Origin of the sequence: Flavobacterium geliluteum (assembly GCF_017948595.1) — a bacterium.
In the GTDB taxonomy this organism is placed as follows: Bacteria; Bacteroidota; Bacteroidia; order Flavobacteriales; family Flavobacteriaceae; genus Flavobacterium; species Flavobacterium flavipigmentatum.
This window is the reverse complement of record NZ_JAGFBV010000002.1, coordinates 1-24423: the sequence shown is the minus strand read 5'-3', so window position 1 is coordinate 24423 and position 24423 is coordinate 1. Positions and strand designations below refer to the sequence as shown.

15 protein-coding genes are annotated in these 24423 nt (G+C 35.8%); 13 read left to right on the top strand and 2 right to left on the bottom strand.

What is annotated here, in order from left to right; all coding sequences use genetic code 11:
- Positions 1–13 precede the first annotated feature (13 nt).
- From J3495_RS01610 to J3495_RS01575, 8 genes are all read left to right on the top strand, one after another.
- The gene (locus J3495_RS01610; RefSeq protein ID WP_210664818.1) at positions 14–1252 is read left to right on the top strand and encodes an SGNH/GDSL hydrolase family protein; all 1239 of its coding nucleotides are present in this window, start codon (positions 14–16) and stop codon (positions 1250–1252) included.
- Positions 1253–1330: 78 nt separating this feature from the next.
- Positions 1331–2995 (top strand): sialate O-acetylesterase, encoded by a 1665-nt coding sequence (locus J3495_RS01605; RefSeq protein WP_236025373.1) that lies wholly within the window; start codon positions 1331–1333, stop codon positions 2993–2995.
- Between the two features lie 27 nt (positions 2996–3022).
- A complete protein-coding gene (locus J3495_RS01600) occupies positions 3023–5560 on the top strand; it encodes a glycosyl hydrolase 115 family protein (RefSeq protein ID WP_210664817.1) in 2538 nt (845 codons plus the stop codon).
- A gap of 70 nt (positions 5561–5630) precedes the next feature.
- Complete coding sequence (locus J3495_RS01595; RefSeq protein ID WP_236025372.1) at positions 5631–7931, top strand: glycoside hydrolase family 127 protein; 2301 nt, start codon at positions 5631–5633, stop codon at positions 7929–7931.
- 10 nt (positions 7932–7941) lie between these two features.
- The gene (locus tag J3495_RS01590; protein WP_210664816.1) at positions 7942–9072 is read left to right on the top strand and encodes a glycoside hydrolase family 43 protein; all 1131 of its coding nucleotides are present in this window, start codon (positions 7942–7944) and stop codon (positions 9070–9072) included.
- A gap of 44 nt (positions 9073–9116) precedes the next feature.
- Positions 9117–10688, top strand: coding sequence for a glycoside hydrolase family 43 protein (locus J3495_RS01585; RefSeq protein WP_210664815.1), 1572 nt, complete (start codon positions 9117–9119; stop codon positions 10686–10688).
- Positions 10689–10765: 77 nt separating this feature from the next.
- Positions 10766–12124: a glycoside hydrolase family 43 protein gene (locus J3495_RS01580; RefSeq protein ID WP_210664814.1), complete on the top strand. Its 1359-nt coding sequence runs from the start codon at positions 10766–10768 to the stop codon at positions 12122–12124.
- A gap of 70 nt (positions 12125–12194) precedes the next feature.
- Positions 12195–14090, top strand: a complete 1896-nt coding sequence (locus J3495_RS01575) for a glycoside hydrolase family 97 protein (RefSeq protein WP_317192624.1) — start codon at positions 12195–12197, stop codon at positions 14088–14090.
- Between the two features lie 61 nt (positions 14091–14151).
- On the opposite strand, the gene J3495_RS01570 is transcribed toward J3495_RS01575, so the two are convergent.
- Together J3495_RS01570 and J3495_RS01565 are read right to left on the bottom strand one after the other, a co-directional pair.
- Positions 14152–16620: a glycoside hydrolase family 95 protein gene (locus tag J3495_RS01570; protein ID WP_210664812.1), complete on the bottom strand. Its 2469-nt coding sequence runs from the start codon at positions 16618–16620 to the stop codon at positions 14152–14154.
- 750 nt (positions 16621–17370) lie between these two features.
- The gene (locus tag J3495_RS01565) at positions 17371–18660 is read right to left on the bottom strand and encodes a hypothetical protein (RefSeq protein WP_210664811.1); all 1290 of its coding nucleotides are present in this window, start codon (positions 18658–18660) and stop codon (positions 17371–17373) included.
- Between the two features lie 512 nt (positions 18661–19172).
- Here J3495_RS01565 and J3495_RS01560 point away from each other — a divergent pair.
- The 5 genes from J3495_RS01560 to J3495_RS01540 all read left to right on the top strand — a co-directional run bounded on the left by J3495_RS01560 (position 19173) and on the right by J3495_RS01540 (position 24359).
- A complete protein-coding gene (locus J3495_RS01560) occupies positions 19173–19937 on the top strand; it encodes a response regulator transcription factor (RefSeq protein ID WP_210664810.1) in 765 nt (254 codons plus the stop codon).
- 170 nt (positions 19938–20107) lie between these two features.
- On the top strand, positions 20108–20497 hold the full coding sequence (locus tag J3495_RS01555; RefSeq protein ID WP_210664809.1) for a DUF1398 domain-containing protein: 390 nt from the start codon (positions 20108–20110) through the stop codon (positions 20495–20497).
- A 340-nt stretch (positions 20498–20837) separates the two neighbouring features.
- Positions 20838–22025, top strand: coding sequence for an FAD-dependent oxidoreductase (locus tag J3495_RS01550; RefSeq protein WP_210664808.1), 1188 nt, complete (start codon positions 20838–20840; stop codon positions 22023–22025).
- Positions 22026–22038: 13 nt separating this feature from the next.
- Positions 22039–23796, top strand: a complete 1758-nt coding sequence (locus tag J3495_RS01545; RefSeq protein ID WP_210664807.1) for a flavin monoamine oxidase family protein — start codon at positions 22039–22041, stop codon at positions 23794–23796.
- 74 nt (positions 23797–23870) lie between these two features.
- Positions 23871–24359: a hypothetical protein gene (locus J3495_RS01540; RefSeq protein WP_210664806.1), complete on the top strand. Its 489-nt coding sequence runs from the start codon at positions 23871–23873 to the stop codon at positions 24357–24359.
- The last annotated feature ends 64 nt before the right edge of the window (positions 24360–24423 follow it).

The following is a 24423-nucleotide window of genomic DNA, read 5'->3' as shown; positions in this document are numbered from 1 at the left end:
TTATAAATTAAATATGAAAAAGGATTATTTTAGACGGCTACTTTTTTTACAATTCTTCTTTCTGGTTTGGGGGTGTATCTGTAATCCGTCATCGTTAGTAGCACAAAGTAAATTAAATAAGGAGCATTGGGTAGGCACCTGGGCCTGCGCGCAGATGTTGGTAGAACCTCATAACATGCCACCTGTTCCAGGCCTTTCAGAGAATACTTTGCGACAAATTATTAGGGTTTCAGTAGGCGGAAAACGTTTACGACTCCGCTTTTCGAACATCTTAAGTGATCAGCCAACAGTCCTGAAATCTGTTAGCGTGGCAAATGTTGTCAATGCACCGATTATTGATTTAAAGACGCAAAAAACAATTAGCTTTACGGGTAATCCCGGAATAACAATGAATCCCGGTGAGGAAGTATTTTCAGATGCTTTTGATTTTGAATTGCAGTCTGGACAGCTATTGGCGATTACTATTCATTATGGGACAACTTCGGCAAAAACTTCGGGGCATCCGGGTTCGCGTACGACTTCATATCTGCTTCAGGGCGATAATCTTACTAATGCAGCTTTTGACGGAGCCATAAAAACAGATCACTGGTACACGATTATGGGACTGGATGTCGATGCTGATAGCGACTCTGCCACGATAGTTTGTCTTGGGAATTCTATCACAGACGGTCGCGGATCAGGAACCAATAAGCAAAATAGATGGACTGATATCTTATCGGCAAGATTATCTGCAGATAAAAAAACTGAAAAATTAGGAGTTTTGAATTTGGGTATTGGAGGAAACTGTGTGGTTAGAGGAGGATTAGGCCCTACTGCATTGGATCGTTTTGACAGGGATGTACTATCTCAAAAAGGGGCAAAATGGCTAGTACTTCTGGAAGGCATCAACGATATTGGAGGTATAAAACGTCCTGAAGATACTTCAGTTAAAGCTCAGGAGATTATCGATGCCTATAAAATAATGATTGATAAAGCTCATGCTAAGGGTATTAAAGTCTATGGTTGTACTATTTTGCCTTTCGAAAAATCATTTTATGATACACCTTACAGGCAGGAAGCACGAGATCTCGTTAATTCATGGATTCGAAATAGTAATGCCTTTGATGCTGTAATTGATTTTGATAAAATAATGGTTTCAGAAATTGGTTCAAAAACGATTTTGTCAAACATGCATGACGGCGACTTTTTACATCCTAACGAATTAGGCTATTTTACGATGGGACAGGCTGTAAATCTTGATTTATTTAAGTAATAAAATACAGTATTTTGTTTTTAGAATTGGATGTTTACTATTCCAGTTTCAAATGATTTTGACAATAAAAATATCGATATGATGAAATCAATAATTAAATTTTTCGCATTTGCTGTTCTTTTTTCAATAGGACAAAAAGGGTATTCACAGGATGCTGATTTTCAGGTTTATTTGAGTTTTGGACAATCTAACATGGAAGGCAGCGCTAAAATCGAGCCTCAGGATAAGGTTGGGGTAGACGATCGATTTCAGGTTCTGGCAGCGGTAGACTGTCCAGAAATAGGACGAAAAATGGGTAATTGGTACACCGCCATACCGCCATTATGCCGCTGTACAACCGGACTAACCCTAACGGATTATTTTGGAAGGACTATGGTGGACAATCTGCCCAAAAATGTTAAAATAGGTATTATAAATGTTGCCGTGGGAGGCTGTAAAATTGAACTTTTTGATAAAGATAAATCGGAGAGTTATATCGCAACAGCACCCGACTGGATGAAAGGCATGATCAAGCAATACGACGGTAATCCCTATGCGAGACTTGTAGAGATGGCCAGAATTGCACAGAAAAAAGGAGTAATCAAAGGTATATTATTGCATCAGGGTGAGTCGAATACCAATGACACTCTTTGGCCGAAGAAGGTAAAAATCGTCTACGATAATTTGATGAAAGATTTAAATCTGGATCCTAAAAAAGTACCGTTGCTTTCTGGTGAGACCGTAGGCGAAGACCAGAATGGTAAGTGTGCGGTCATGAACAAAATTATTACAAAACTGCCACAAACGATACCCAATTCATACGTAATTTCATCCTCTGGATGCGCTGGTGCAGATGATAATTTACATTTTACTGCTGCGGGTTATAGAGAATTAGGTAAAAGGTATGCGCAGAGAATGCTGTCTTTATTGGGATATAAATTGGATGATGGTAAAACGATTTTAAGAATCCATGCTCCTATTGGTTATGATCAGTTAAACTCTAATATAGCATCAGGAAAGGTTGAAAGCATTAGTTATAATTCTAAAACGGTTGGCTCTCTCAGAAAAGCAACTGTTTATACTCCTCCAGGCTTCAATAAAAAGAAAAAATATCCAGTTTTATATCTTTTACATGGTATAGGCGGTGATGAAAAAGAATGGCTCAACGGAGGAAATCCTCAGATTATATTGGACAATCTTTATGCTGAAGCAAAAATAGAACCCATGATTGTTGTCATGCCAAATGGCAGAGCGATGAAAGATGACAGCGCTTCTGGAAATATAATGGCTCCGGAGAAGATAGAAGCATTTGCCGCTTTTGAAAAAGATTTGCTCAATGATTTAATTCCTTTTATTGAAAAAAAATATCCTACATACAAAGACAGCGAGCACCGTGCGATTGCTGGATTGTCTATGGGAGGAGGGCAGTCTCTGAATTTCGGTTTAGGAAATTTAGACCAATTTGCTTGGGTTGGTGCATTCTCAGCGGCTCCAAATACTAAAATGCCGGAAGAATTGCTTCCTAATCCAGAAGAAGCAAAAAAGAAATTACAACTCCTCTGGATTTCCTGCGGAGATAATGATCGGCTTATTGACAATAGCAAGCGAACTCATGATTATTTAGATAAAAATGAGGTGCCGCATATTTATTATATTGAGCCCGGTGTGCATGATTTTAAGGTTTGGAAAAATGGTTTGTACATGTTTTCACAGTTTTTATTTAAGCCTGTCGATCAGTCCAGTTTTGCATCTTATAAATTTTAACTGAATCGTTAATCTAAAAAAAATCCAATGAATAGATTTTCAACATTCATCATCATACTGGTCTTACTTTGTACAGGTATGCCTTCAAAAGCAGCGCAGCCTTTTATCATAAATAAAAAAGGTTCTGATGTAATAGTTTTGAAAGAGAAATCAGTACCTCTCTCTTTTTTTGTTAATGCGAGTCTCGATACCGGTATTTTGAGGGCTGTTACTAATTTACAGTTTGATTTTGAAAAAGTTACAGGAGAAAAACCAGTAATTTTCAATCAAAATCCAAATCGGTCTTCACCATTAATCATAATCGGAATGATCGGTGCGAACGATGTAATTGATGATTTAATTAGAAGAAAAAAAATAGATGGAAAGTCACTTCAGGGAAAAAACGAAAAATTTAGTATTCAGAATGTAAAAAATCCGTTTGACGGAGTAGAAGAAGCACTTGTAATTGCGGGTAGTGACAAGCGCGGAACTATTTACGGAATTTACGAATTATCCCGACAAATTGGTGTTTCGCCTTGGTATTACTGGGCGGATGTTCCTGTAGAGAAAAAAGAAAGCCTTTATTTTGTAAAAGGAATATACAGCGATGGCGAACCTGCTGTAAAGTATAGAGGCATTTTCCTCAATGATGAAGCGCCGGCATTAAGCGGTTGGGCCAAAGCTACATTTGGAGGGTTTAATAGTAAGTTTTACGAAAAAGTTTTTGAGCTGATGCTTCGCTTAAAAGCAAATTATATCTGGCCCGCAATGTGGGGCAGTGCTTTTTATGATGATGATCCTGCCAGCGGACCTTTGGCGAATGAAATGGGAATTATAATAGGTACCTCTCATCATGAACCTTTGGCTCTGGCACAGACAGACTGGCATCGTTATATTAAGAAAAATAATCTTCCAAATGTATGGGATTACTCCAAAAATAAACAAGTGTTAGATCAATTCTGGAAGGGCGGTATTGAGCGGAGTAAAAACTGGGAAAAATTGGTCACGATAGGAATGAGGGGTGATGGCGATGAAGCGATGAGCAAAGGAACTAATATAAGTCTTCTGGAAAATATCGTAAAAGAACAGCGAAGTATTATTGCTGAGGTAACACAAAAAAAAGCCGAAAAAACACCTCAACTTTGGGCTTTATACAAAGAGGTTCAGGAGTATTATGATCAGGGAATGCGCGTTCCGGACGATGTTATTTTGTTGTTCTGTGATGATAATTGGGGAAATGTGCGTAAACTTCCTGACCTCAGCAAACCCATGCATAAAGGCGGTTACGGCATGTATTATCATTTTGATTATGTAGGAGGCCCAAGAAACTCAAAATGGATTAACATTAGTCCGATCCAGAGAGTTTGGGAACAGATGAATCTGAGTTATTCGCATGGTGTTGATAAAGTCTGGATTGTTAATGTGGGCGATCTCAAACCAATGGAGTTTCCTATAAGTTTCTTTTTAGAAATGGCATGGAATCCGGATAAGTTCAACTCTCAGAATCTTACTGAATTTACCCAAAAATGGGCGGCAGAGCAATTCGGAACAAAACATGCAAAAGAGATCGCAAGGTTATTAAATACCTATCCAAAGTTTAACAGAAGAGTTACTCCGGAGACGCTCGACAGTAAAACCTACAGTCTTGAAAATTACAACGAATTTGAATCGGTAGTGAATGATTACAAGAATCTGGCCCTTGATGCGTATCGAATTTACAATGATCTTCCAAATGACTATAAAGACGCTTATTTTCAATTGGTTTTGTACACGATAGATGCGTGCTGTAATCTTTACGAAATGTATTTTGCTCAGGCCAAAAACAGAAAATTGGCATCAGAGAAAAATATTTTGGCCAATGTTTTTGCTGATCAGGTAAAAAGCAATTTTGAGAGAGATTCTGTTCTTCAAAATAAATATAATAATGAAATTTCTGGCGGAAAATGGACGCACATTATGGATCAGATGCGCATCGGATACAAAAATTGGTATGATACTCCTAAAAATATTCTGCCTCAAATCGACTATGTTTCAGAAAAGGATCAGATAGTGCGAAAAGTATTCGTTGAAAAAGAAGGTTATGTTTCAATTGAAGCAGCGAATTTTTCTAAATCGAATAACACAGATAAAATCCACTGGGAAGTAATTCCCGATTTTGGAAAGACACAAAGCGGTATTACTACTTTTCCGCAGCACATTTATCCACAACCAGACGATAATGTTGCTGTGGAATATGAAATTAATTTTATCTCTACAGGCGAATTTAATGTTGAGTTGCTTTTGGCTCCTACGCTTAATTTTAACAGTAATAAAGGACTTCGTTACGAGGTTTCTTTTGATGGAGAAAAACCGCAGCTCATTAATTTTAACGGACACTACCGTGGTGAATTAGGAAAGTGGCAGGCAGAACATTTGATACATTCGGCTACTAAACATACTATTTCAAAAACAGGAAGACATGTTTTGCGTTTTCGTGTTTTGGATCCCGGAATTGTTTTGCAGAAAATTTTGATTGACACCGGAGGATTAAAACCTTCTTATTTAGGACCGCCCGAGAGTGAAATGATTTCTAAAGATGGTTTATAGCAGTCAGATATAAATATAGAGTTGTTATTATATAAAAATATAAAATTCGATAGCTTTTTAATTACAAAATATGATGAAAATTGCTTTGATAAAATATAAAATTTCATACTGTCTACTTGGATTATTCATGGGGTTTTCGGCAACAGCCCAAATGCATTCGTTCGGTTTAAATCAAGTAAGACTAAAAGAAAGTCCTTTTAAAAATGCTCAGGATGTAGATCTTAAATATATTTTGGCTTTGAATCCCGATAAACTGTTAGCACCTTACCTCGTATCTTCCGGTCTGCCTGTAAAAGCAGAGCGATATGGTAATTGGGAAAGTATAGGTCTTGACGGACATATTGCGGGTCATTATCTTTCTGCGCTGGCAATGATGTATGCTTCCACCGGAAATACTGAGATTAAAAACCGATTAGATTACATGATTTCAGAATTAGCTGTTTGCCAGGATAAGAATGATAATGGTTATGTGGGAGGAATTCCGCAGGGAAAGGTTTTTTGGGATCGACTTCACAATGGTGATATTGATGGAAGCACTTTTGGATTGAATAATACTTGGGTACCGCTGTACAATATCCATAAACTCTTTGCAGGTTTAAATGATGCTTACCGTTATGCACATAATGAAAAGGCAAAAGATGTTTTGATAAAACTCGGAGACTGGTTTATTGAACTCATCCGTCCACTTTCACAGGAGCAGATACAAAACATATTAAAAACAGAACATGGCGGCATAAATGAGTCTTTTGCAGATTTGTATATCCTCACAAAAGATGAGAAGTATCTAGAAACAGCTGAAAAAATTTCTCATCTGGCGCTTTTAAATCCGCTATTGAAAAAAGAAGATAAATTAACGGGGCTTCATGCGAATACCCAGATACCAAAAGTTATTGGTTTTGAAAAAATTGCATCACTTTCCGGTAATAAAGAATGGTCAGATGCTGCACAGTTCTTTTGGAAAAATGTGACTCAAAAACGAAGTGTAGCCTTTGGAGGAAACAGTGTTGGCGAATATTTCAATCCCACAGATGATTTCAGCAGTATGACCAGATCCAATCAGGGACCGGAAACCTGTAACTCTTATAACATGGAACGTCTTAGTAAGGCTTTATTTCTAGACAAAAATGATATCAGTTATCTTGATTTTTATGAGCGCACACTCTACAATCATATCCTGTCAAGTCAACATCCGGAAAAAGGCGGATTTGTCTATTTTACTCCTATTAGACCCAATCATTATCGGGTATATTCTCAGCCGGAAACTAGTATGTGGTGTTGTGTAGGTTCAGGGCTTGAAAATCATGCCAAATACGGAGAACTAATTTATAGCCATTCGGATAATGATCTTTTTGTAAATCTTTTTATTCCTTCAATATTACAATGGACAGAAAAAGATATTCAGATCGAACAAACCACAAAATTTCCGTTTGAAAATACTACTGACTTAGTTTTAAAACTTAAAAAAAGTAAAACATTTTCTTTGAATATCAGATGTCCGGAATGGGCAAAAAATTTCGAAATTTCAATAAATAATAAATCGCAGCAAATAGAAGCCAGACCATCCAGTTATGTGACACTCAAAAGAAAATGGAAATCGGGAGATCGTATAGCGGTAAGATTCAAAACTACAACACGTTTAGAAGGACTGCCTGATGGATCAAACTGGAGTGCATTTGTCAACGGTCCAATTGTACTGGCCGCTAAAACAGGAACAAAAGATTTAGAGGGTTTATTTGCTGACGAAAGCCGCATGGGACACACAGCAAGCGGTAAATATTATTCTCTGGATAAAGCTTTTGCAATTGTGGGAGATCAGGAAGATTATATTAAAAACCTCAAGGAATTGGGTAATATGCGTTTCAGTTTAGATTCATTAGAATTAGAACCCTTTTTTAAAGTACATGACGCACGTTATCAAATGTACTTTCAAAACTATTCAAAAGAGCAGTTTCAAGAAAAACTTGCATTGCTTAAACAACAGGAAGCGGATGCGATGATGCTTGAGGCAAAAACGGTAGACAAGATTAATTGCGGAGAACAGCAGTCAGAAGTAGATCATCTTTACAAAGGCGAGAAAACAAATTCAGGTTACGAAGATGGAAAGTCCTGGAGAAGTACCCGTTCTTATATTTCATATCAACTAATAAACAAAAATAATTCGGGTAGATTTTTGGATATAAGCAGTATAGATGAACTTAAAATGGATGCCATTATAATTCTTGTAAATGATAAACCTGCCCAGACAGTTTCTTTAGAAAATAACGTAATTAGGCTGAATATAGACAAATTGGAAGTGATAAACATTAAAATAACAGTAAAAGCGGATCGTAATAGCCCAAAGTTCAATCAGCTTAGAATTTTAAAATTATAATAAAACAGAAATGATGAGAAACCAATTTAGTATACTGTTTTTGTTTTTTTTATCTGTTTTGTCAGCGCAAAAAAATGATACAGCTAAAGGATTGAAAAACAATACGGTACAAAAAGTATTCAAATACACGAATCCCATAACAAGAGATTCTATACTTTCTATGCGTGATTATATGATCAATAAAGTAGGTGATAAGTGGTATGCCACGGGCACCTCAAATCCGGTTTGGACAGGTCCTAATCCAGGCGTTAAACTTTTAGTTTCTGATGACATGATACATTGGAAATTTCATTCTTACTTAATTGACGCTAGCAAACTTCCGGAGGACTGCCCGTATAATGGTCGTTTTTGGGCACCTGAAATTCATTTTATTCAAAATAAATACTGGCTTACTGTCAATAGTGGCAAGGTTACCAAGGAGGATCCAAAGGGAATGAGTAAGCACAGCATCTGGCTGTTTTCGGCAGATAAAATTACAGGGCCTTATAAATTGGTGAATGGCCCGTTGACGAACCAATATAATAATGACGCTACTTTATTTGAAGATGATAATGGCGACACGTATCTGTATTGTAGTGGCAATGGACTTTTTCAGGCAAAAATTGATTTGAAATCAGGAAAATTAACCACTCCAATTCATAAATTTTTAGACAAAAAAGAGCCCGGTTATCCCGAATGGATGGTGGGCGGAATTGAAGGTCCTTTTGTGATTAAAAAAGAAGAAGTCTATTTTATGTTTTTCTCTACTTGGACCCGCGGATACGAAGTAGGATTATTAAAATCAAAATCACCGATGGGACCTTGGGAATTAGTTTCCTGTGAACCCATTTTTGGAACCCGAAAAAAGGGATATCGACCAGAATTAGCGGTTAGCGGAGGGTACGATAATTTGCAATTTACAGATACACATGATCCTTATCAAGAAACTGGGCACAATGCTTTGTTTGAAGGACCTGATGGCAATTTATGGACATCGTGCCATTATTTTATGGATGAAAAAAGACCTTATCCTTATAGTCAGACCTTTCAGCCGTGGGAAAAATTTCCTCAAATGGGCATTGAACCCGTACATTATGCTGATGGTAAATTTTATATCAATAGTCCAACATGGACAGAACAAACAGTACCTCTCAAAAAATAGATAATGATGAGGTGTTGTTTTTTAATTCAATTATAAAATAAACTATGAAAATAAGAAAAGCTTTTTTATGGATTATTTTGCTGTCTGGTTTGGTAAAAAATGTTTACGCACAACAAAATAAAGCTCAAAATCCTGTAGTATTTGCCGATGTACCCGATATGTCTATGATCAGGGTTAACGACACTTACTACATGAGCAGTACCACCATGCACATGAATCCGGGTTTGCCCATAATGAGATCTAAGGATTTAATAAATTGGGAGCTTCTTACTTACGTTTATCAAACACTCGAGGATAACAATGACCGCTTAAACTTAAATAACGGAAAAAATGATTACGGAAGAGGCTCTTGGGCCAGCAGTTTTCGTTATCATAATGGTATTTATTATGTAAGCACTTTTTCTGGAACAACGGGTAAAACGTATATTTTTTCTACCAAAAATATTGAAAAAGGGCCTTGGAAAAAAGTGATTTTGAATGATTCGTATCATGATCACTCGATTTTTTTTGATGATGATGGTAAAGTTTATATGGTTTGGGGAGCAGGAAAACTCCAAATTATAGAGTTAGAATCAGATCTTTCGGATGTAAAAAAACAAACCCAAAAGGTGTTGATCGAAAATGCGAGTGCTCCCGCAGGAAATAATATCATGTTACAGTCTGAAGGTTCGCAGCTTTTTAAAGTTAAAGGAAAATATTATTTGTTTAATATAACGTGGCCAAAAGGAGGGATGCGCACTGTTATTATACACAAAGCCGATCATATTTTGGGACCTTGGGAAGGAAAAGTAGCCCTACATGATTTAGGTGTCGCTCAAGGCGGAATTATAGACACACCAGACGGAAGATGGTTTTCTTATTTGTTTAGAGATTCCGGTGGCGTGGGTCGTATTCCTTATCTGGTTCCGGTTCAATGGGAGAATGGCTGGCCAATCTTGGGCGAGAATGGTAAAGTTCCCGATAATCTTGATTTGCCTGCAAGCAAAGGTTTAATTCCTGGAATGGTACAATCTGATGATTTTAATCGAAAAAAAACCGATAGCGATTTGCCTTTGATGTGGCAATGGAGCCATAATCCGGATAACTCGCTTTGGTCTGTAAAAGAAAGAAAAGGCTATTTAAGATTAAAAACGGCTAGAACAGACAGTACTTTTCTTCAGGCTAAAAATACATTAACACAAAGAACTTTTGGACCCGAATGCACAGGAACCACTGTTTTGGAAGTTTCTAAAATGAAAGATGGCGACTTTGCGGGACTTTCGTTGTTACAAAAGAATTATGGATTGGTGGGTGTAAAAATTGAAAAAGGGTCGAAAAAAATTGTAATGATCGAAGCCGTCAAAGATAATTCAGTAGAAATTGAAAGTGTTTCTTTAAGTCAGGACAGAGTTTACTTGAAAGCAGAATGCAATTTTAAAGACAAAGCAGATACGGGTAGATTTTTCTACAGCCTTGACGGAAAAAAATGGATGAGCATCGGAAGCACAATAAAATTACCGTATACAATTCCTCATTTTATGGGATATCGTTTTGGGTTGTTCAATTATGCTACTAAAAATGTTGGCGGTTTTGTAGATTTTGACTATTTCTATATTGGTGATACCATTACAATGTAGCTTGTAAAATTAGAGGAAAAAGAAGTCAAATTTCTAAAATCTAAAAACAATCGTTGAACATGATTAATAAAAAAACAATGGATTTAAAAAAAAGCAGCTTTTTAGCATTAATTTTCGTTCCTCTGATGGGTTTTAGTCAAAATCCGATTGTACAGACAAATTACACGGCAGATCCAAGTCCGATGGTTTATAACGGTAAAGTCTATCTGTATACGACTCACGATGAAGACAATTCAACGTGGTTTACTATGAATGATTGGAAATTATACACCACAGAAGATATGGTAAACTGGACGGACCATGGTGTGATTTTATCTTATAAAAACTTCAGCTGGGCCAAAATGAATGCTTGGGCAGCTCAATGTATAGAGCGTAATGGCAAGTTTTATATGTACGCCCCTATCACCAACAAAGAGGGTCAGGGATCAATAGGAGTGGCCGTTGCAGATAGTCCTTACGGGCCCTTTATTGATCCTTTAGGAAAACCACTCATTCGTAACAGTAATGCCGATATTGATCCTACTGTTTTTATTGATGATAATGGTCAGGCGTATCTGTTTTGGGGCAATCCGGAATGTTATTTTGTAAGACTAAACGAGGATATGATTTCTTTCGATGGAGAGATAAAAACAATTCCCAATACCGTTGAATCTTTTGGGAAACGACTTGGAAAAGAAGACCCTAAAAGGCCTACCACTTACGAAGAAGGACCGTGGCTTTATAAGCGAAATAATTGGTATTATCTTTTTTTTGCAGCTGGTCCGATTCCGGAACATATTGGTTATTCTATGAGCAAAAGTCTGACCGGTACCTGGAAATATCAGGGTATTGTAATGCCTACTCAGGGCACAAGTTTTACAAATCACCCCGGAGTTATTGATTTTAAAGGGAAAACCTATTTTTTCTATCATAACGGCGCTTTGCCTGGAGGCGGAGGTTTCACCCGATCAGTATCGGTAGAAGAAATGTCTTTTCAACAAGATGGAAAAATAAAAGAACTCAATATGACCGAGGGAATTAAGAAAGGCATCGCTGTCCTCAATCCTTATGTTAAAACCGAAGCAGAAACAATAGCTTGGTCAAAAGAGGTAAAAGCGATGCAAAATGAGCAGGTTGGAGTTTTTATTACAGCTATGAAAAATGATGCTTTTACGAAAGTAAGAGATGTTGATTTTCGAAAAGAAGGGGCTTCAAAATTTACAGCCCGTTTAGGAACTATTCACAACGGAAATGTAGCTCTTGAAATAAGATTGGATAGTGTAGAAGGAGAACTGATAGGTAAAGTTGAAGTTCCCATGACGGGCGGAAATGATCGCTGGGTGTTGATAAAAACGGATGTTAAAAAAGTATCCGGAATACATGATCTCTATTTTGTATTTAAAGGAAAAGCCTCCAGTCAGATTTTATATTTTGATTATTGGATGTTTTCTAAATAAATTAATAAACGAAAAGACAGTTATGAATTTTAAATATCTTTTATACTTGTGTTTGTTTTGTTTTTTAAAATTGAACGCACAATCGGTGGTAACAAGCCCCGATGGTAAACTGAAAGTTTTTCTTTCTATTTCTAACGGAATGCCATTCTATAGTATTTCATACAATCAAAAAACTTTTCTCGAAAATTCCCCACTTGGTCTTACCACCAATGTTGGTGATTTTAGTACAGGATTATTTTTAAAAACCGATCCAGATCAAAACAAAATCGATGAAACCTATCAACTTCCTAATATAAAGCAGCGTAATGTACATTATGTTGCAAATGAGGCAGTATTTTCTTTTACAAAAGACGGAAAAATGGCTATCGATATTATATTCAGGGTGAGTAATAATAATGTAGCTTTCAGATACAAGGTATATCCTCAAAATGAATCTCGTTCGTGCGTGGTACAGGAAGAGTCTTCTGGCTTTCTTCTACCCGAAGGAACGACAACATTTCTCTGTCCGCAAAGTAAGCCCATGACAGGATTTGCCAGAACGGCTCCAAGTTATGAAACTTCTTATACTTTAGATGCTCCGATGGGCAAAAATGGTATTGGTGAAGGCTATACGTTTCCATGTCTTTTTAAAGTAAAAAACGATGGATGGGTTTTACTATCCGAAACAAGTGTAGACAGTGGTTATTGTGGCAGTAGGTTACTCGGTCATGATAAAGGATTATATACTATCGGATTTCCCATGGCTGGAGAAAATAACGGTAACGGAACCACGGCACCAGGAATATCGCTCCTAGGTGAAACGCCCTGGCGCACTATAACTATTGGAGAAACTCTGGCTCCAATTGTGACCACCACTATCCCATTTGATTTGGTTAAACCAAAATACGAAGCTTCAAAAGAATACCAATATACCAAAGGTTCATGGAGCTGGATTATTAAAATGGATAATAATACTACTTTTCCAGTACAGAAACAGTATATAGATTTTAGTGCTTCAATGGGGTATGAAACGATTTTAATTGATGCGCTTTGGGACACTCAGATAGGAAAAGAAAAAATAGCAGAACTAGCTGAATATGGTGCAAAAAAAGGTGTAGGTTTGTATTTGTGGTATAATTCGAATGGGTATTGGAATGATGCACTGCAAGGTCCCAGAGGTAAGATGGATAATCCCACAATACGCCGTCAGGAAATGGCGTGGATGAAAAGCATAGGGGTAAAAGGAATTAAAGTAGATTTTTTTGGTGGCGACAAACAAGTGACCATGAAATTATACGAAGACATTCTAACTGATGCAAATGATTTTGGTTTAATGGTTATTTTCCACGGTTGTACATTACCAAGAGGATGGGAGCGTATGTATCCCAATTTTGCCGCTAGTGAAGCTGTTTTAGCGAGTGAAAATTTGTATTTTGGACAAGCAAGTTGTGATAATGAAGCGTCCAATGCCGCCACACATACTTTTATCCGAAATGTTGTGGGAAGTATGGATTTCGGTGGAAGTGCTTTAAATAAATTTTACAATAGCGAAAATATTCCTAACAAAGGCTCAAAACGAATCACCTCTGATGTATTTGCATTAGCGACTGCGGTACTTTTTCAAAGTGGCGTTCAGCATTTTGCATTGGCACCAAATAATTTAACTGATGCTCCTGCCTGGGCTGTAGATTTTATGAAAGAAGTACCCACAACTTGGGATGAAGTTCTTTTTTTGGAAGGATATCCGGGCAAATATGTTGTGCTTGCGCGCCGAAAAGAAGCAAAATGGTATATAGCTGGTGTGAATGCTCAAAAGGAGACTCTTATAACTAAAATAAAACTCCCAATGATTGTTTCCGGCACAGCATTAAAGCACTACTTTGATGATGAAAAATTAAATGGAAACATTAAAGCAATAAAACTAAATGATGATCATGAAGTAGAAATAAAAATTCCTTCTAATGGGGGAGTTTTGCTGCTAAATTAAGTGGCAAACACTGTTGGTTTGCATTTTCGTAAAAAAGGATTCGTTTGTTTTATTGTAGTTATTATTCTGTAGTTTTAATTGTATATGTTTTGCCTTTTTTAGCTTTAAAAATTAAGGTATACCCAATTGCTGATTTTTTACTTTTGGCAGCAATACCCTTAATACTGAAGGCTTCATTTATTCTAATTTTGCAAGGACCGTCGTTTTTTGCAGTGATAGTAGCGGTTTTCAGTTTATTCATATCCCACGCAATAGCAACAACAAAATTGCCTTTGGCTACAATGCCTTCAATTTCGCCCTGATGCCACGTGTCTGGTAGCGCCGGCAATAAATGTATTTCATTGTTTTGACTCTGCATTAGAATTTCTATGACTCCAGCTGTTCCTGCAAAGTTTCCATCAATCTGAAATGGCGGATGTGCATCAAAAAGATTAGGATAAGCGCCACCATGTCCTTCATATTCAGGATCATTGTCTTTCGTGAGGCGAAGCTGTTTTCTAAATAGTTTATAAGCATGATTGCCATCTAAAAGTCTGGCCCACATATTTACTTTCCATGCAAGACTCCAACCTGTCCCATCATCACCACGAAGTTCTAATGTACGTTTTGAAGCGGCGGCTAATTCTGGCGTATTCAAAGGAGATATTAAGTTGGCAGGATGTAAAGAATACAAGTGTGAAGTATGCCTATGATGTGGATCTTCTTCTTCAAAATCTTCAATCCATTCCTGTAATTGTCCTTTTTTGCCAATTTTAAAAGGTAATAGTTTTTTGTTTGCATTTTCTATGGTTTGTCTAAAATCGGGATCAATATTTAATTGAATCGAAGCCGCTATGGTATTAGAAAATAGGTCTTTTATAATTGCAATATCCATAGTGGCTGCTGTGGTTACTGTTCCTTTTCTTTTTCCATCATAATAATACTTATTTTCAGGAGATGTCGAGGGCATGGTAACCCAATACCCGTCTTTGTCTTGCTGCAGCCAGTCTAATGTAAAAGTGGCCGCACCCTTGATAATTGGATACACTTTTTTAAGATATTCAATGTCTCCTGTGTATTGATAATGTTCCCATAAATGCCTACTTAACCAGTTGGCTCCCATATACCAATTCGCCCACATTGGATCGCCTTTTCCATAATCACCAACAGGATTGCTGGTGCCCCAAATATCAGAGTTATGGTGTACTACCCAGCCATTAGCATGATAGAAGTTTTTTGCAGTTTCAGCACCTGTCACCGATAGATTTTTTATTAATTCATCTAATGGAAAAAATAATTCGCTCAAATTGCTAGATTCAACAGGCCAATAATTCATTTGTAAGTTAATATTTGTAGTGTAGTTGCTGCTCCAGGGCGCACGGAGGTGCTGGTTCCAGATTCCCTGAAGGTTTGCCGGTACTCCATGAGTTCGGGAAGAAGAAATAAGCAAGTATCTTCCGTATTGAAAAAACAATGCTTCAAGTCCAGAATCTTCCCCACCTTTTGAGTATTCTTCCAGTCGTGTTTCGATAGTTTGTGATGATTTATTTTTTTCTTCTTTGTTGAGTTTTAGCGAGACTCTATTAAAAAAATGATGAAAATCTTCGAGGTGCTCTTTCAGCAGTTCCTCATATTTTTTACTGGTCGATTTTTTTAAATAATCTTCCGCTAGTTGGTGCTCGTCTTTACCGTCGCTATCAGGGCATTTATCGTAACCATTAAAACTGGTCGCAGCTGATATTACTAATAAAATTTCGGTCGCATTTTCTATTTTCAGTGCATCATCAAGCGTAGTAAGTTTGCCACCTTTTATAATCGGTTTAACGAGTAACTCAAAACGCATACCACGACAATGGGTCGTATCTTTATAAATAATAGGTTCTTTATTGTACTCAATATAATTAGGGTCAGCATGAGCAGGAGCTTTTCCCTTCATGCTAAGAATCTGCTCTTGCGCTATTATGCTGTTTTTTAAAAGACTTTTCGTGCTTACAACAACCGATAGTTTTTCTGGCTGGCTGGCGGTAAGTTTTAAGATGATGCATTCACTGGGAGCCGAAGCAAAGATTTCCCGCTTGTACGTTACTCCCTCAATTGTGAAGTAAGTTGTAGCAATACCGTCCTGAATGTTTAAATCTCGATAATAGTCGGTAGGCTTTTTGTTGTCAAAATTTTGTTTTAAAACAAGATCTCCCAAAGGCATGTAGGCTTCGCTGTAAATACCTTGCATTTTTTTTGTAAGGTCGTATGCTTTTTCGTAATTGCCTTCTTTTAATGCCTCACGCACAGGGGCTAAATACTGAAAAGCATCAGGATTGACGTTTGCTTTTACAGGACCGCCACTCCACAGAGATGCTTCGTTAAGCTGTATTAATTCTTCCTCGATTTTTCCAAATATCATGGCACCAAGTCTTCCGTTTCCAATAGGGAGTGCTTCCGTCCATTCTTTTGCAGGCGTATCGTAATGCATTTTTAAGTCTTGCTGTGCATGAACAAACGTAACAGATAAAAGCAGTAGAAAAGTAAGTAACTTAAGTCTATGATGTAACATTCTTTAGCGTTTAATTGGTTATTGGGGCGTATATTATTTCTTTCTTGTAAATTTAATATAAAAGAGAGAATTAGAAGAATGGTATTATCTATAAAAAATGTTGTTTATGAGGAAAAATGTGAAAAATAAGAAGATTTTCAGAATGAGAAAATCCTGTATACTAAATTAGATTTTCATTTTTTAAAAGTTTTTAAGCTTTTGGAGTCAGCTCAAAAGGTACAATCTGATCGTCTTTTTAATGCAATCTTTCTAGACGCTTAAGATTTTCTGTAAAATCTTATTCAGAGAAAGCTGTTCTCTAAGTTGTGAAATAGAGGATTGTTTTAGTTGCATATAATTATTGATACAGCCATTTTTTAATCAGTTTGGTATAATTTGGCATGACAGCAAAAACCATCAAAAAAACAATCAAACCTGAATTTATCAAAGCATTAAAATAATGATTTGACAGAATTTGTAAAAACCTTAGAAAGGGTAACATCAATAATGGAATTAGCAGTGACAATGGATAAATGGCAGACCAGGCTGTCTTTTTTAAGCGCTATTTATTATTTTGCTTCAATAAATTATATGTGTTAGTCTGCAGAAATATTCAAAAATCAAAATAGCCTTACTGATGATACCATCGGTAAGGCTATTTTGGTTGTTTTTTTATGTAAAAATTTAATTTAAATAATTTTCAAACTAATACATAAGTGTAATATTCTTCTATTGATTTTAAAAAAACCGCTTGTTAAAATAAATATAATTTTATTTTCCGCTAGATGCTGTAATTTTTCCTAATTGAAGTCTAAAATCTGGTCTTTTAGCATTAAATATATCAACGAATGTTTCTTTGTTATCGCTTTGTGAATAAACATTAAAGAAGATGCTGTTACCATACCAGTATTCTAAGTTTTCATTATTAGAATTGTTTTCTGTAAAGATATTTCCATTACATAGATTGAAAAACATCTCTTCAAATTTGATTTTCTTTAGATTTGCATCATTAATTTCTGTTTTACTGTCTAATAAAACGGCAGGATTAAATCCTGAAATCACACTGCGTTTCATTTCAAGTGATGCATTTTCAGCTACATAAACAGCTTCTTTTACAAGACCAGCCTGAATATCAGCTTTTATATTTTCGCTATCATTAAGCATTGTAATATTTGAAGCGACAACTAGAGTTCCTTTTTTAGTAAAATCAGTTTCGTTTTTTCTTTCGTATGATTTAACTTCAAGACAACGGGATCCGTCTTTATTACTAGATAAATAAGAAGATCTTACAGCCAATGAGTTGTATAAACGACATTGTACGCCTTGAGTAAATTTATAATCGTCGTTGATTGACTTGTAAGAAACAAATTTAGTAGCATTTACATCACCTCCAAAAAAGGCAAATGAATCTCCTCCTGAATAACTTACCATTATGTTTTCTAAAATTGTCTTATTTCCAACACCAGCAATAGTCAATCCGTTAAAAGTATCTAATCCTTTAACTTTTTTTCCTGCAAATTCGATTCTCACATATCTTAAAATTCCTGAATTTCCAGCAAGATTTTCACCGCCATAAGTGGTAAGAGTTGGATCAAGATCTAAATTATAAGAACCAGCATTTCCAAATTTATTGATTGGAGCATCACCAAGAATTACTACGCCTCCCCAATCTCCCGCTTTTTTCATACTACGATTTGAAGTAAAAACAATAGGGTCAGTCTCAAGGCCATCAGCGATGATTTGAGCACCTTTTGTTACTACTAAAGTTCCCTTTGTTTCAAAGTCACCAATAATTAAAGTTCCAGGCTCGATTGTTAAAACAGCATTGTTTGTTACATACACATTTCCTTGTAGCACGTAAACATTTCTCTTAAGTAATTTTGTATTAACACTTATATTTCCAGCTAAAATTTGGTTAGGTTCTCCATACTCAACTTTGTGTGGCTTAAATTCGGTCCAGTTGTCTAACCAGTTGTTGTAGCCCAGAATTCCTTTCTCTTGTTGTGCACTCATACTTGTAACTGTCAAAAGAACACAGATGATTTGAGTAATTTTTTTCATGATAAGGGGGTATTAGGTTAATATTTAAATTTGGCATAATAATTTTGCAATACAAAATCATTATGTTGGCTTTTGTAAATATACAACTTTAAAAACAATTCACAACTATAAAAAACAAAAAATGAAGAGATGTACGAGTTCAAAATTGATTAGGAGAAGCTTAGAAAGTCAAATAGTTTTCCTTGTTAGCACTCTTTTATTCGATTTAAAGGCTAAACTGTTCCAATTATAGAGATTCGAATTTCACTCCCATCAAGTTCATTAAAAAAAATAAAAGTACGTAAATACATTAATTTCACGGTTTTTTTATCTAGATAATATTATTAATCAATTTTATTTTTTGCCGCTATTCAATAAAAATAATTCTTAAAACAAAAAATAGTTTTATATTAGATATAGCGAAAAATCTAGCAATGATCAAATTCTTATGAACTACTAAAGTGTTTGTATCTGTTTTTGGAGGATAAGCAGATTTTGGCAATTTTAGGGAATTCAAACCAATAGATTTAATAATGAAATTTGTCAAATATTTTCCGAGTGAACAACTACAACCCTACATAAAATATTTTGTAGTGTCGGAGAATGAGTTGGAAAATGAATACAAAGTCTTTCCATCTTCTGGACTTGTTATTGGTTTTCAATACAAAGGGAAACTTGTAAATGTGTATGATAAAACAGAAACCAAACTCTCTTCGGCAGGAATAACAGGAATTGCTGACAGCTATAAAATCTTTAAAAATTCGACCGACATAGGGACGATATTGGTTTATTTTACCGAAATTGGTTTTACTCATTTTGCATCACATCCTGCAAATGTACTTTTTAATCTAAGTCTTTCCTTAGATGATGTTTTTCATAAAAATAGCGTAATTGAAGTGGAAGAAAAATTGGTAAATGCGACTACAGATGTACAAAGAATAAAAATCGTTGAACAGTTTTTGGTCTCACAACTGAAAGACATTCAAACAGACAAATTAATTGTTGAAGCGATTAAACTTATCTACCAAAGTAATGGCACAATTCGTATCAAAGAATTAAACGAAAAACTGTTTATCAGCCAAAGCCCTTTTGAAAAACGGTTTAGAAAAGTGGTCGGAACAACACCTAAAAAATTTGCTTCTATTGTGCGTTTCAACACAGTTCTGGAGCATCTGCAAAAAACTAAAACATTGACTGAAATCTGTTATGAAAACTTTTTTTTCGATCAGGCTCATTTTATCAAAGATTTTAAACACTTTACAGGCGAAACTCCAGAAAATTTTAAACGGTTTTTATAGAAAAACGATTTTTTACAATTACAGGGCTTTTAGCACCTGCATCTTTGCATTGTAATCTTAAAGTACATGCAATGAAAATGTAATTCTAAAATCATGATCATTTTGATATATAGTAGCATTATGATAACATGTAATTCAACAAATCGTTTAACAATTAAAATCAAAAAAAAATGTTTACAGTAGAACAAATTAAAGCGGCTCACAGTAAAGTAAAATCTGGTGCAGACTTTTCTTCTTACATTAAAGAAATCAAAGCTTTAGGTGTTACGCACTACGAAGCTTATGTTGCAGATGGACATATTAACTACCACGGAACTAACAATTATACAGCAAAAGTACCGGCAAAATATGAGCCTTTAGTAATTGCAGATAACTCGCAAAGTGAAGGATTTAAGTCGGAATTGGTAGCGCATCAACAAGGTAAAACAGATTTTCTGACCTTCATCAAAATGTGTGCGGCCTTTGGTATTGAAAAGTGGGAAATCTGTATGGACAAAATGACCTGTACCTATTACGATAAAGCTGGAAAGGAAATTTTGGTAGAACTAATTCCTTCTTAAGTGTTTTTTATGTGTTGCAATCGTTAGCTGAAGGAGTCAATTTGGGTGCGAACATGGGGAATTACCCCCAACGGGTTAAAACTACATATTTTACTGTGCTTATCAAGTTTTAATTTAACATGGAATTATTTTATAAAAGATGTACAAATGTCAGGGGACTTTGTGCATCTTTTTTGTTTTAACATATTTCATTCAGTTTAAAGTTTGTCTTGTGACTTATAATCTCCGTTTTGTGTCATTTTTTTATAATTGATTTTATAACTCCAGTAATTTAGACTTATGGCAATGCTTGTGTATTGTTCTAAATGCGTAACCAAAATCTACAATAAAGAAGAAAATTATGAACACAGAAAACTACGATGTAATCGTTATTGGTGGTGGGCCAATTGGTCTGGCTACGGCATACCATCTTGGCAAGCGAAAAGCAAAAACTCTGGTCTTAGAGCAGTTTACGTTTGTAAATCAGCTAGGAAGTTCTGCAGGAGTTTCTCGCCAGTTTAGAATTCCATATCCGCAGGAATATATGGTGCAGATGGCGTTGGATGCTCAGCCTTATTGGGATGCGCTGGAAAAAGAAACGAATACGACATTACTCGATAAAGTGGGGACACTTTGGTTTGGAGATCCTGCTGTGCATTCTACAGAGGGAAATATTGCTGAAGCGGAACAAGCATTAAAAGAATTAGGAGTTCCTTATACAACGCTAACAGCGAAAGAAATCGAAGAAAAATACCATTTTAAGAATTTACCGGAAACCTATACCGGATTGTTTCAAGCCGATGGCGCCAGTATTAATTTTAAAGCAACCAATGAAACACTTTTAGATTTATGCAAAAAGGAAGAAACGGTTCAATTAGAAGAGAATTCTCCTGTACTGGCAATCAATCAGTTGGGAGAACTTTTTGAACTCACCACTCCAAACGGAATTTACATCGCCAAAAAAATAGTTATTATTCCTGGTCCTTACATCAATAGCGTGGTCAATCTGCTCGATTTTAAAATAGAAGCCACGTATTGGAATATGTCTTCGGCATATTTTAAAAAAACAGATCCCAACATTCAATACCCAACCTGGTTTGTATTTCAAAATCCAGTAGGTGAAAATGGCAATCAGTTTTATGGATTTCCTTCAGTCGACTGGGATCATCCCGAATACATTCGCGTAGCGCCAGACTTTGTGATCAATCCGCTCGAAGAACCAAGTGATAGAACCTTAATTCCTAATCCGCAAGAACTAGGTTATACTTCAGACTGGGTAAAAGAGCACATGACAGGATTAAGTACGGAACCTGAATATACATCAACATGTCTTATCGCCCTGAGTAAAATTGCCAATAAGGAATTGTTGATTGATTTTGCGCCAAGCTATGTGCCCAATCATAAAAACATCGTGTTATACGCTACCGGATGGGCAGCAAAATTCACTCCGTTTTTAGGAAAAATCATGTCGGATCTTGCCTTAGACGGACATACGGATTTTGATATTACCCCATTTCAATTAGGATATAAATATTTTAAAGCAATTTAAAAACGACAATATTATGAATAAAAATACGCCGTTAAATTCAGGAATGAAACCTGATTTAAAAATCGAAACTGCTATTATTGGCGCCGGAACTTCGGGATTATATACTGCTTATCGTCTCGTTACTGATAAAAAATACACTGCTGATCAGGTACAAATTTTTGATATGAATAGTAAACTAGGCGGAAGGCTGGAATCTGTTATCATGCCTGGAATGAATTTCTGGGGTGAGTTAGGAGGAATGCGCTACCTGACTTCTCAGGAAATTGTAACAACATTAATTGAAGGTTATGTACCTCCGGAGGATCCCAGCAAACATATCCCTATTTTAAAAGATATTATGACGCCAGTACCTTTTCCTATGGGCGATCCCGCAAAACTATTAATGTATCTTAGAAAAGAGCATTTTAAACAAGATGACTGGAATGTCACTCAGGAAGAAGATAAAAAACTGCCAACCCGATATTATTTGAATGAAAATGATTTTGGATTTAGTTCAGATCAGCTTTTTAATAAAATTATTTATGATGTTTTAATGGCAGATCCATGGGTTGCTGAACACTATGCTAAAAAAATCAAAAAAGGGCCTTCTATCTACGATTATAGTTTTGAATTAGACAGCAGAGACTGGGATGATATAAAACCTAAATTGGTTTATAATTTTCCTAATTCTCCTTACGACAAACGTAAAGTAAATGATCTTGGTTTCTGGAATTTAATTAAGGATCAGGTTTCGCAGGAAGGATATCAATTTTTAGCGAATGCAGGAGGTTATTATTCCAATACGATCAATTGGAATTCAGCCGAAGCTTTCCCGTACATGGTAGGTGATTTTTCAGCAGGAACCATTTACAAAACTATCGAAGAAGGGTATGATAGTATCGCGTATGCATTAGCCAATTCTTACATAGATCATGAAGGTGCCTGTATCTGGTCTGAAAATAAACTGGTGACTTTTACAAAAGAACATTCAGTAAAAACGCATAAATACCAACTGACATTTCTAAATCTGAAAACAAATAGTAAATGGCATGTATTTGCCAATTCTATAGTCTTGGCTATGCCTAGAAAATCTTTAGAACTTCTGGATCAAAATAATTTCTTTTTTAATGCAGATGAAAACTCCGTTATCAATAAAAATATCCGTTCTGTAATTATGGAACCTGCTTTCAAAATATTAATGGGTTTTGAATACCCTTGGTGGAAAGAATTAGGAATTGACTCCGGGCATTCTATCACTGATTTACCAATGAGACAATGTTATTATTTTGGAACAGATGAAAAAACTAACAACTCTATGTTATTAGGAAGTTATGGAGATATGGAAACGGAAACCTTCTGGAAAGCACTTTCTGATGATAAAGTACTTTTTGAGGTAAAACCGGCTAAATCAGCTTCGCTAAAAGAGTTGCATGAATTAAATGATGTTCAGGCTACTAAATTGATGGTAGGCGAATTGATGAACCAGCTACGTGAACTACACGGTGCAGATGTAACGATACCGGAACCTTATGTAACTTATTTTAAGGATTGGACAGACGACCCTTTTGGTGCAGGATATCATGCATGGAAAGCTGGATATTCTGTTAAAAAAGTAATGCCTTACATGAGAAAGCCCGATGTTAACGAACAAATTCATATTTGCGGGGAAGCCTATTCTGATCAGCAAGGTTGGGTCGAAGGTGCTTTTTGTGAAGCAGAGAAAATGCTTCAGGAATATTTTGGACTTGATCGTCCGTTCTGGTTGTCTAAAGATTATTATTTAGGATGGTAAAATAAATCTACTTTTTTAAAAAGACGATGTTATCAGACATTAGATGTACAAATTATTAATTTAAAAACAATATTATGCTAAAACGTAACAACCCTGAAGAGGATATAAACTTAGATCAAGTTAATTCAAATTCAGATCAAAATAGAAATGAAGCATTTCTGGGAGATGTTCAGGAAGATAACAAAGGTATATTAGAAACTTTGATGTCAAGATATTCAAAAGTTCAAATTGAAGATCCAATTAGGCCTTTTTATGAGGATAATCTACAGAAGATAGTAAACAATGTAGATTACGGTATTTTAAAAGTATTACAAGGTACCTGGGTCAGTTATAATAATAGCGAAAAAAGTGAAAGAAAATTAATAGGGACCGGTATACATACTACTATTATGCCTTCGCCGGGTACCAATGCAGGAACTATTCCCGGAAAATATAGTTTTGAATGTCAAGAGTATATAGAAAAACTAACATTTGATCTGGTTCCGGGAGGAGTTCGTAATTGGACTTGCAACAAAAAGTGGGACAAATTTTCTAAGACCTATGCTACACTTTTAATTTTATAAAATTCTAGTTCGATTTCTTTAGGTGTTTTATATCCCAAAGAAGAATGCAGACGTTTTCTATTAT

Bases quoted from the DNA above. Each gene is read 5' to 3' on its own strand.
- J3495_RS01610 (WP_210664818.1), top strand. From the start codon at position 14: ATGAAAAAGGATTATTTTAGACGGCTACTTTTTTTACAATTCTTCTTT.
- J3495_RS01605 (WP_236025373.1), top strand. From the start codon at position 1,331: ATGATGAAATCAATAATTAAATTTTTCGCATTTGCTGTTCTTTTTTCA.
- J3495_RS01600 (WP_210664817.1), top strand. From the start codon at position 3,023: ATGAATAGATTTTCAACATTCATCATCATACTGGTCTTACTTTGTACA.
- J3495_RS01595 (WP_236025372.1), top strand. From the start codon at position 5,631: ATGATGAAAATTGCTTTGATAAAATATAAAATTTCATACTGTCTACTT.
- J3495_RS01590 (WP_210664816.1), top strand. From the start codon at position 7,942: ATGATGAGAAACCAATTTAGTATACTGTTTTTGTTTTTTTTATCTGTT.
- J3495_RS01585 (WP_210664815.1), top strand. From the start codon at position 9,117: ATGAAAATAAGAAAAGCTTTTTTATGGATTATTTTGCTGTCTGGTTTG.
- J3495_RS01580 (WP_210664814.1), top strand. From the start codon at position 10,766: ATGGATTTAAAAAAAAGCAGCTTTTTAGCATTAATTTTCGTTCCTCTG.
- J3495_RS01570 (WP_210664812.1), bottom strand. From the start codon at position 16,620: ATGTTACATCATAGACTTAAGTTACTTACTTTTCTACTGCTTTTATCT.
- J3495_RS01565 (WP_210664811.1), bottom strand. From the start codon at position 18,660: ATGAAAAAAATTACTCAAATCATCTGTGTTCTTTTGACAGTTACAAGT.
- J3495_RS01560 (WP_210664810.1), top strand. From the start codon at position 19,173: ATGAAATTTGTCAAATATTTTCCGAGTGAACAACTACAACCCTACATA.
- J3495_RS01555 (WP_210664809.1), top strand. From the start codon at position 20,108: ATGTTTACAGTAGAACAAATTAAAGCGGCTCACAGTAAAGTAAAATCT.
- J3495_RS01550 (WP_210664808.1), top strand. From the start codon at position 20,838: ATGAACACAGAAAACTACGATGTAATCGTTATTGGTGGTGGGCCAATT.
- J3495_RS01545 (WP_210664807.1), top strand. From the start codon at position 22,039: ATGAATAAAAATACGCCGTTAAATTCAGGAATGAAACCTGATTTAAAA.
- J3495_RS01540 (WP_210664806.1), top strand. From the start codon at position 23,871: ATGCTAAAACGTAACAACCCTGAAGAGGATATAAACTTAGATCAAGTT.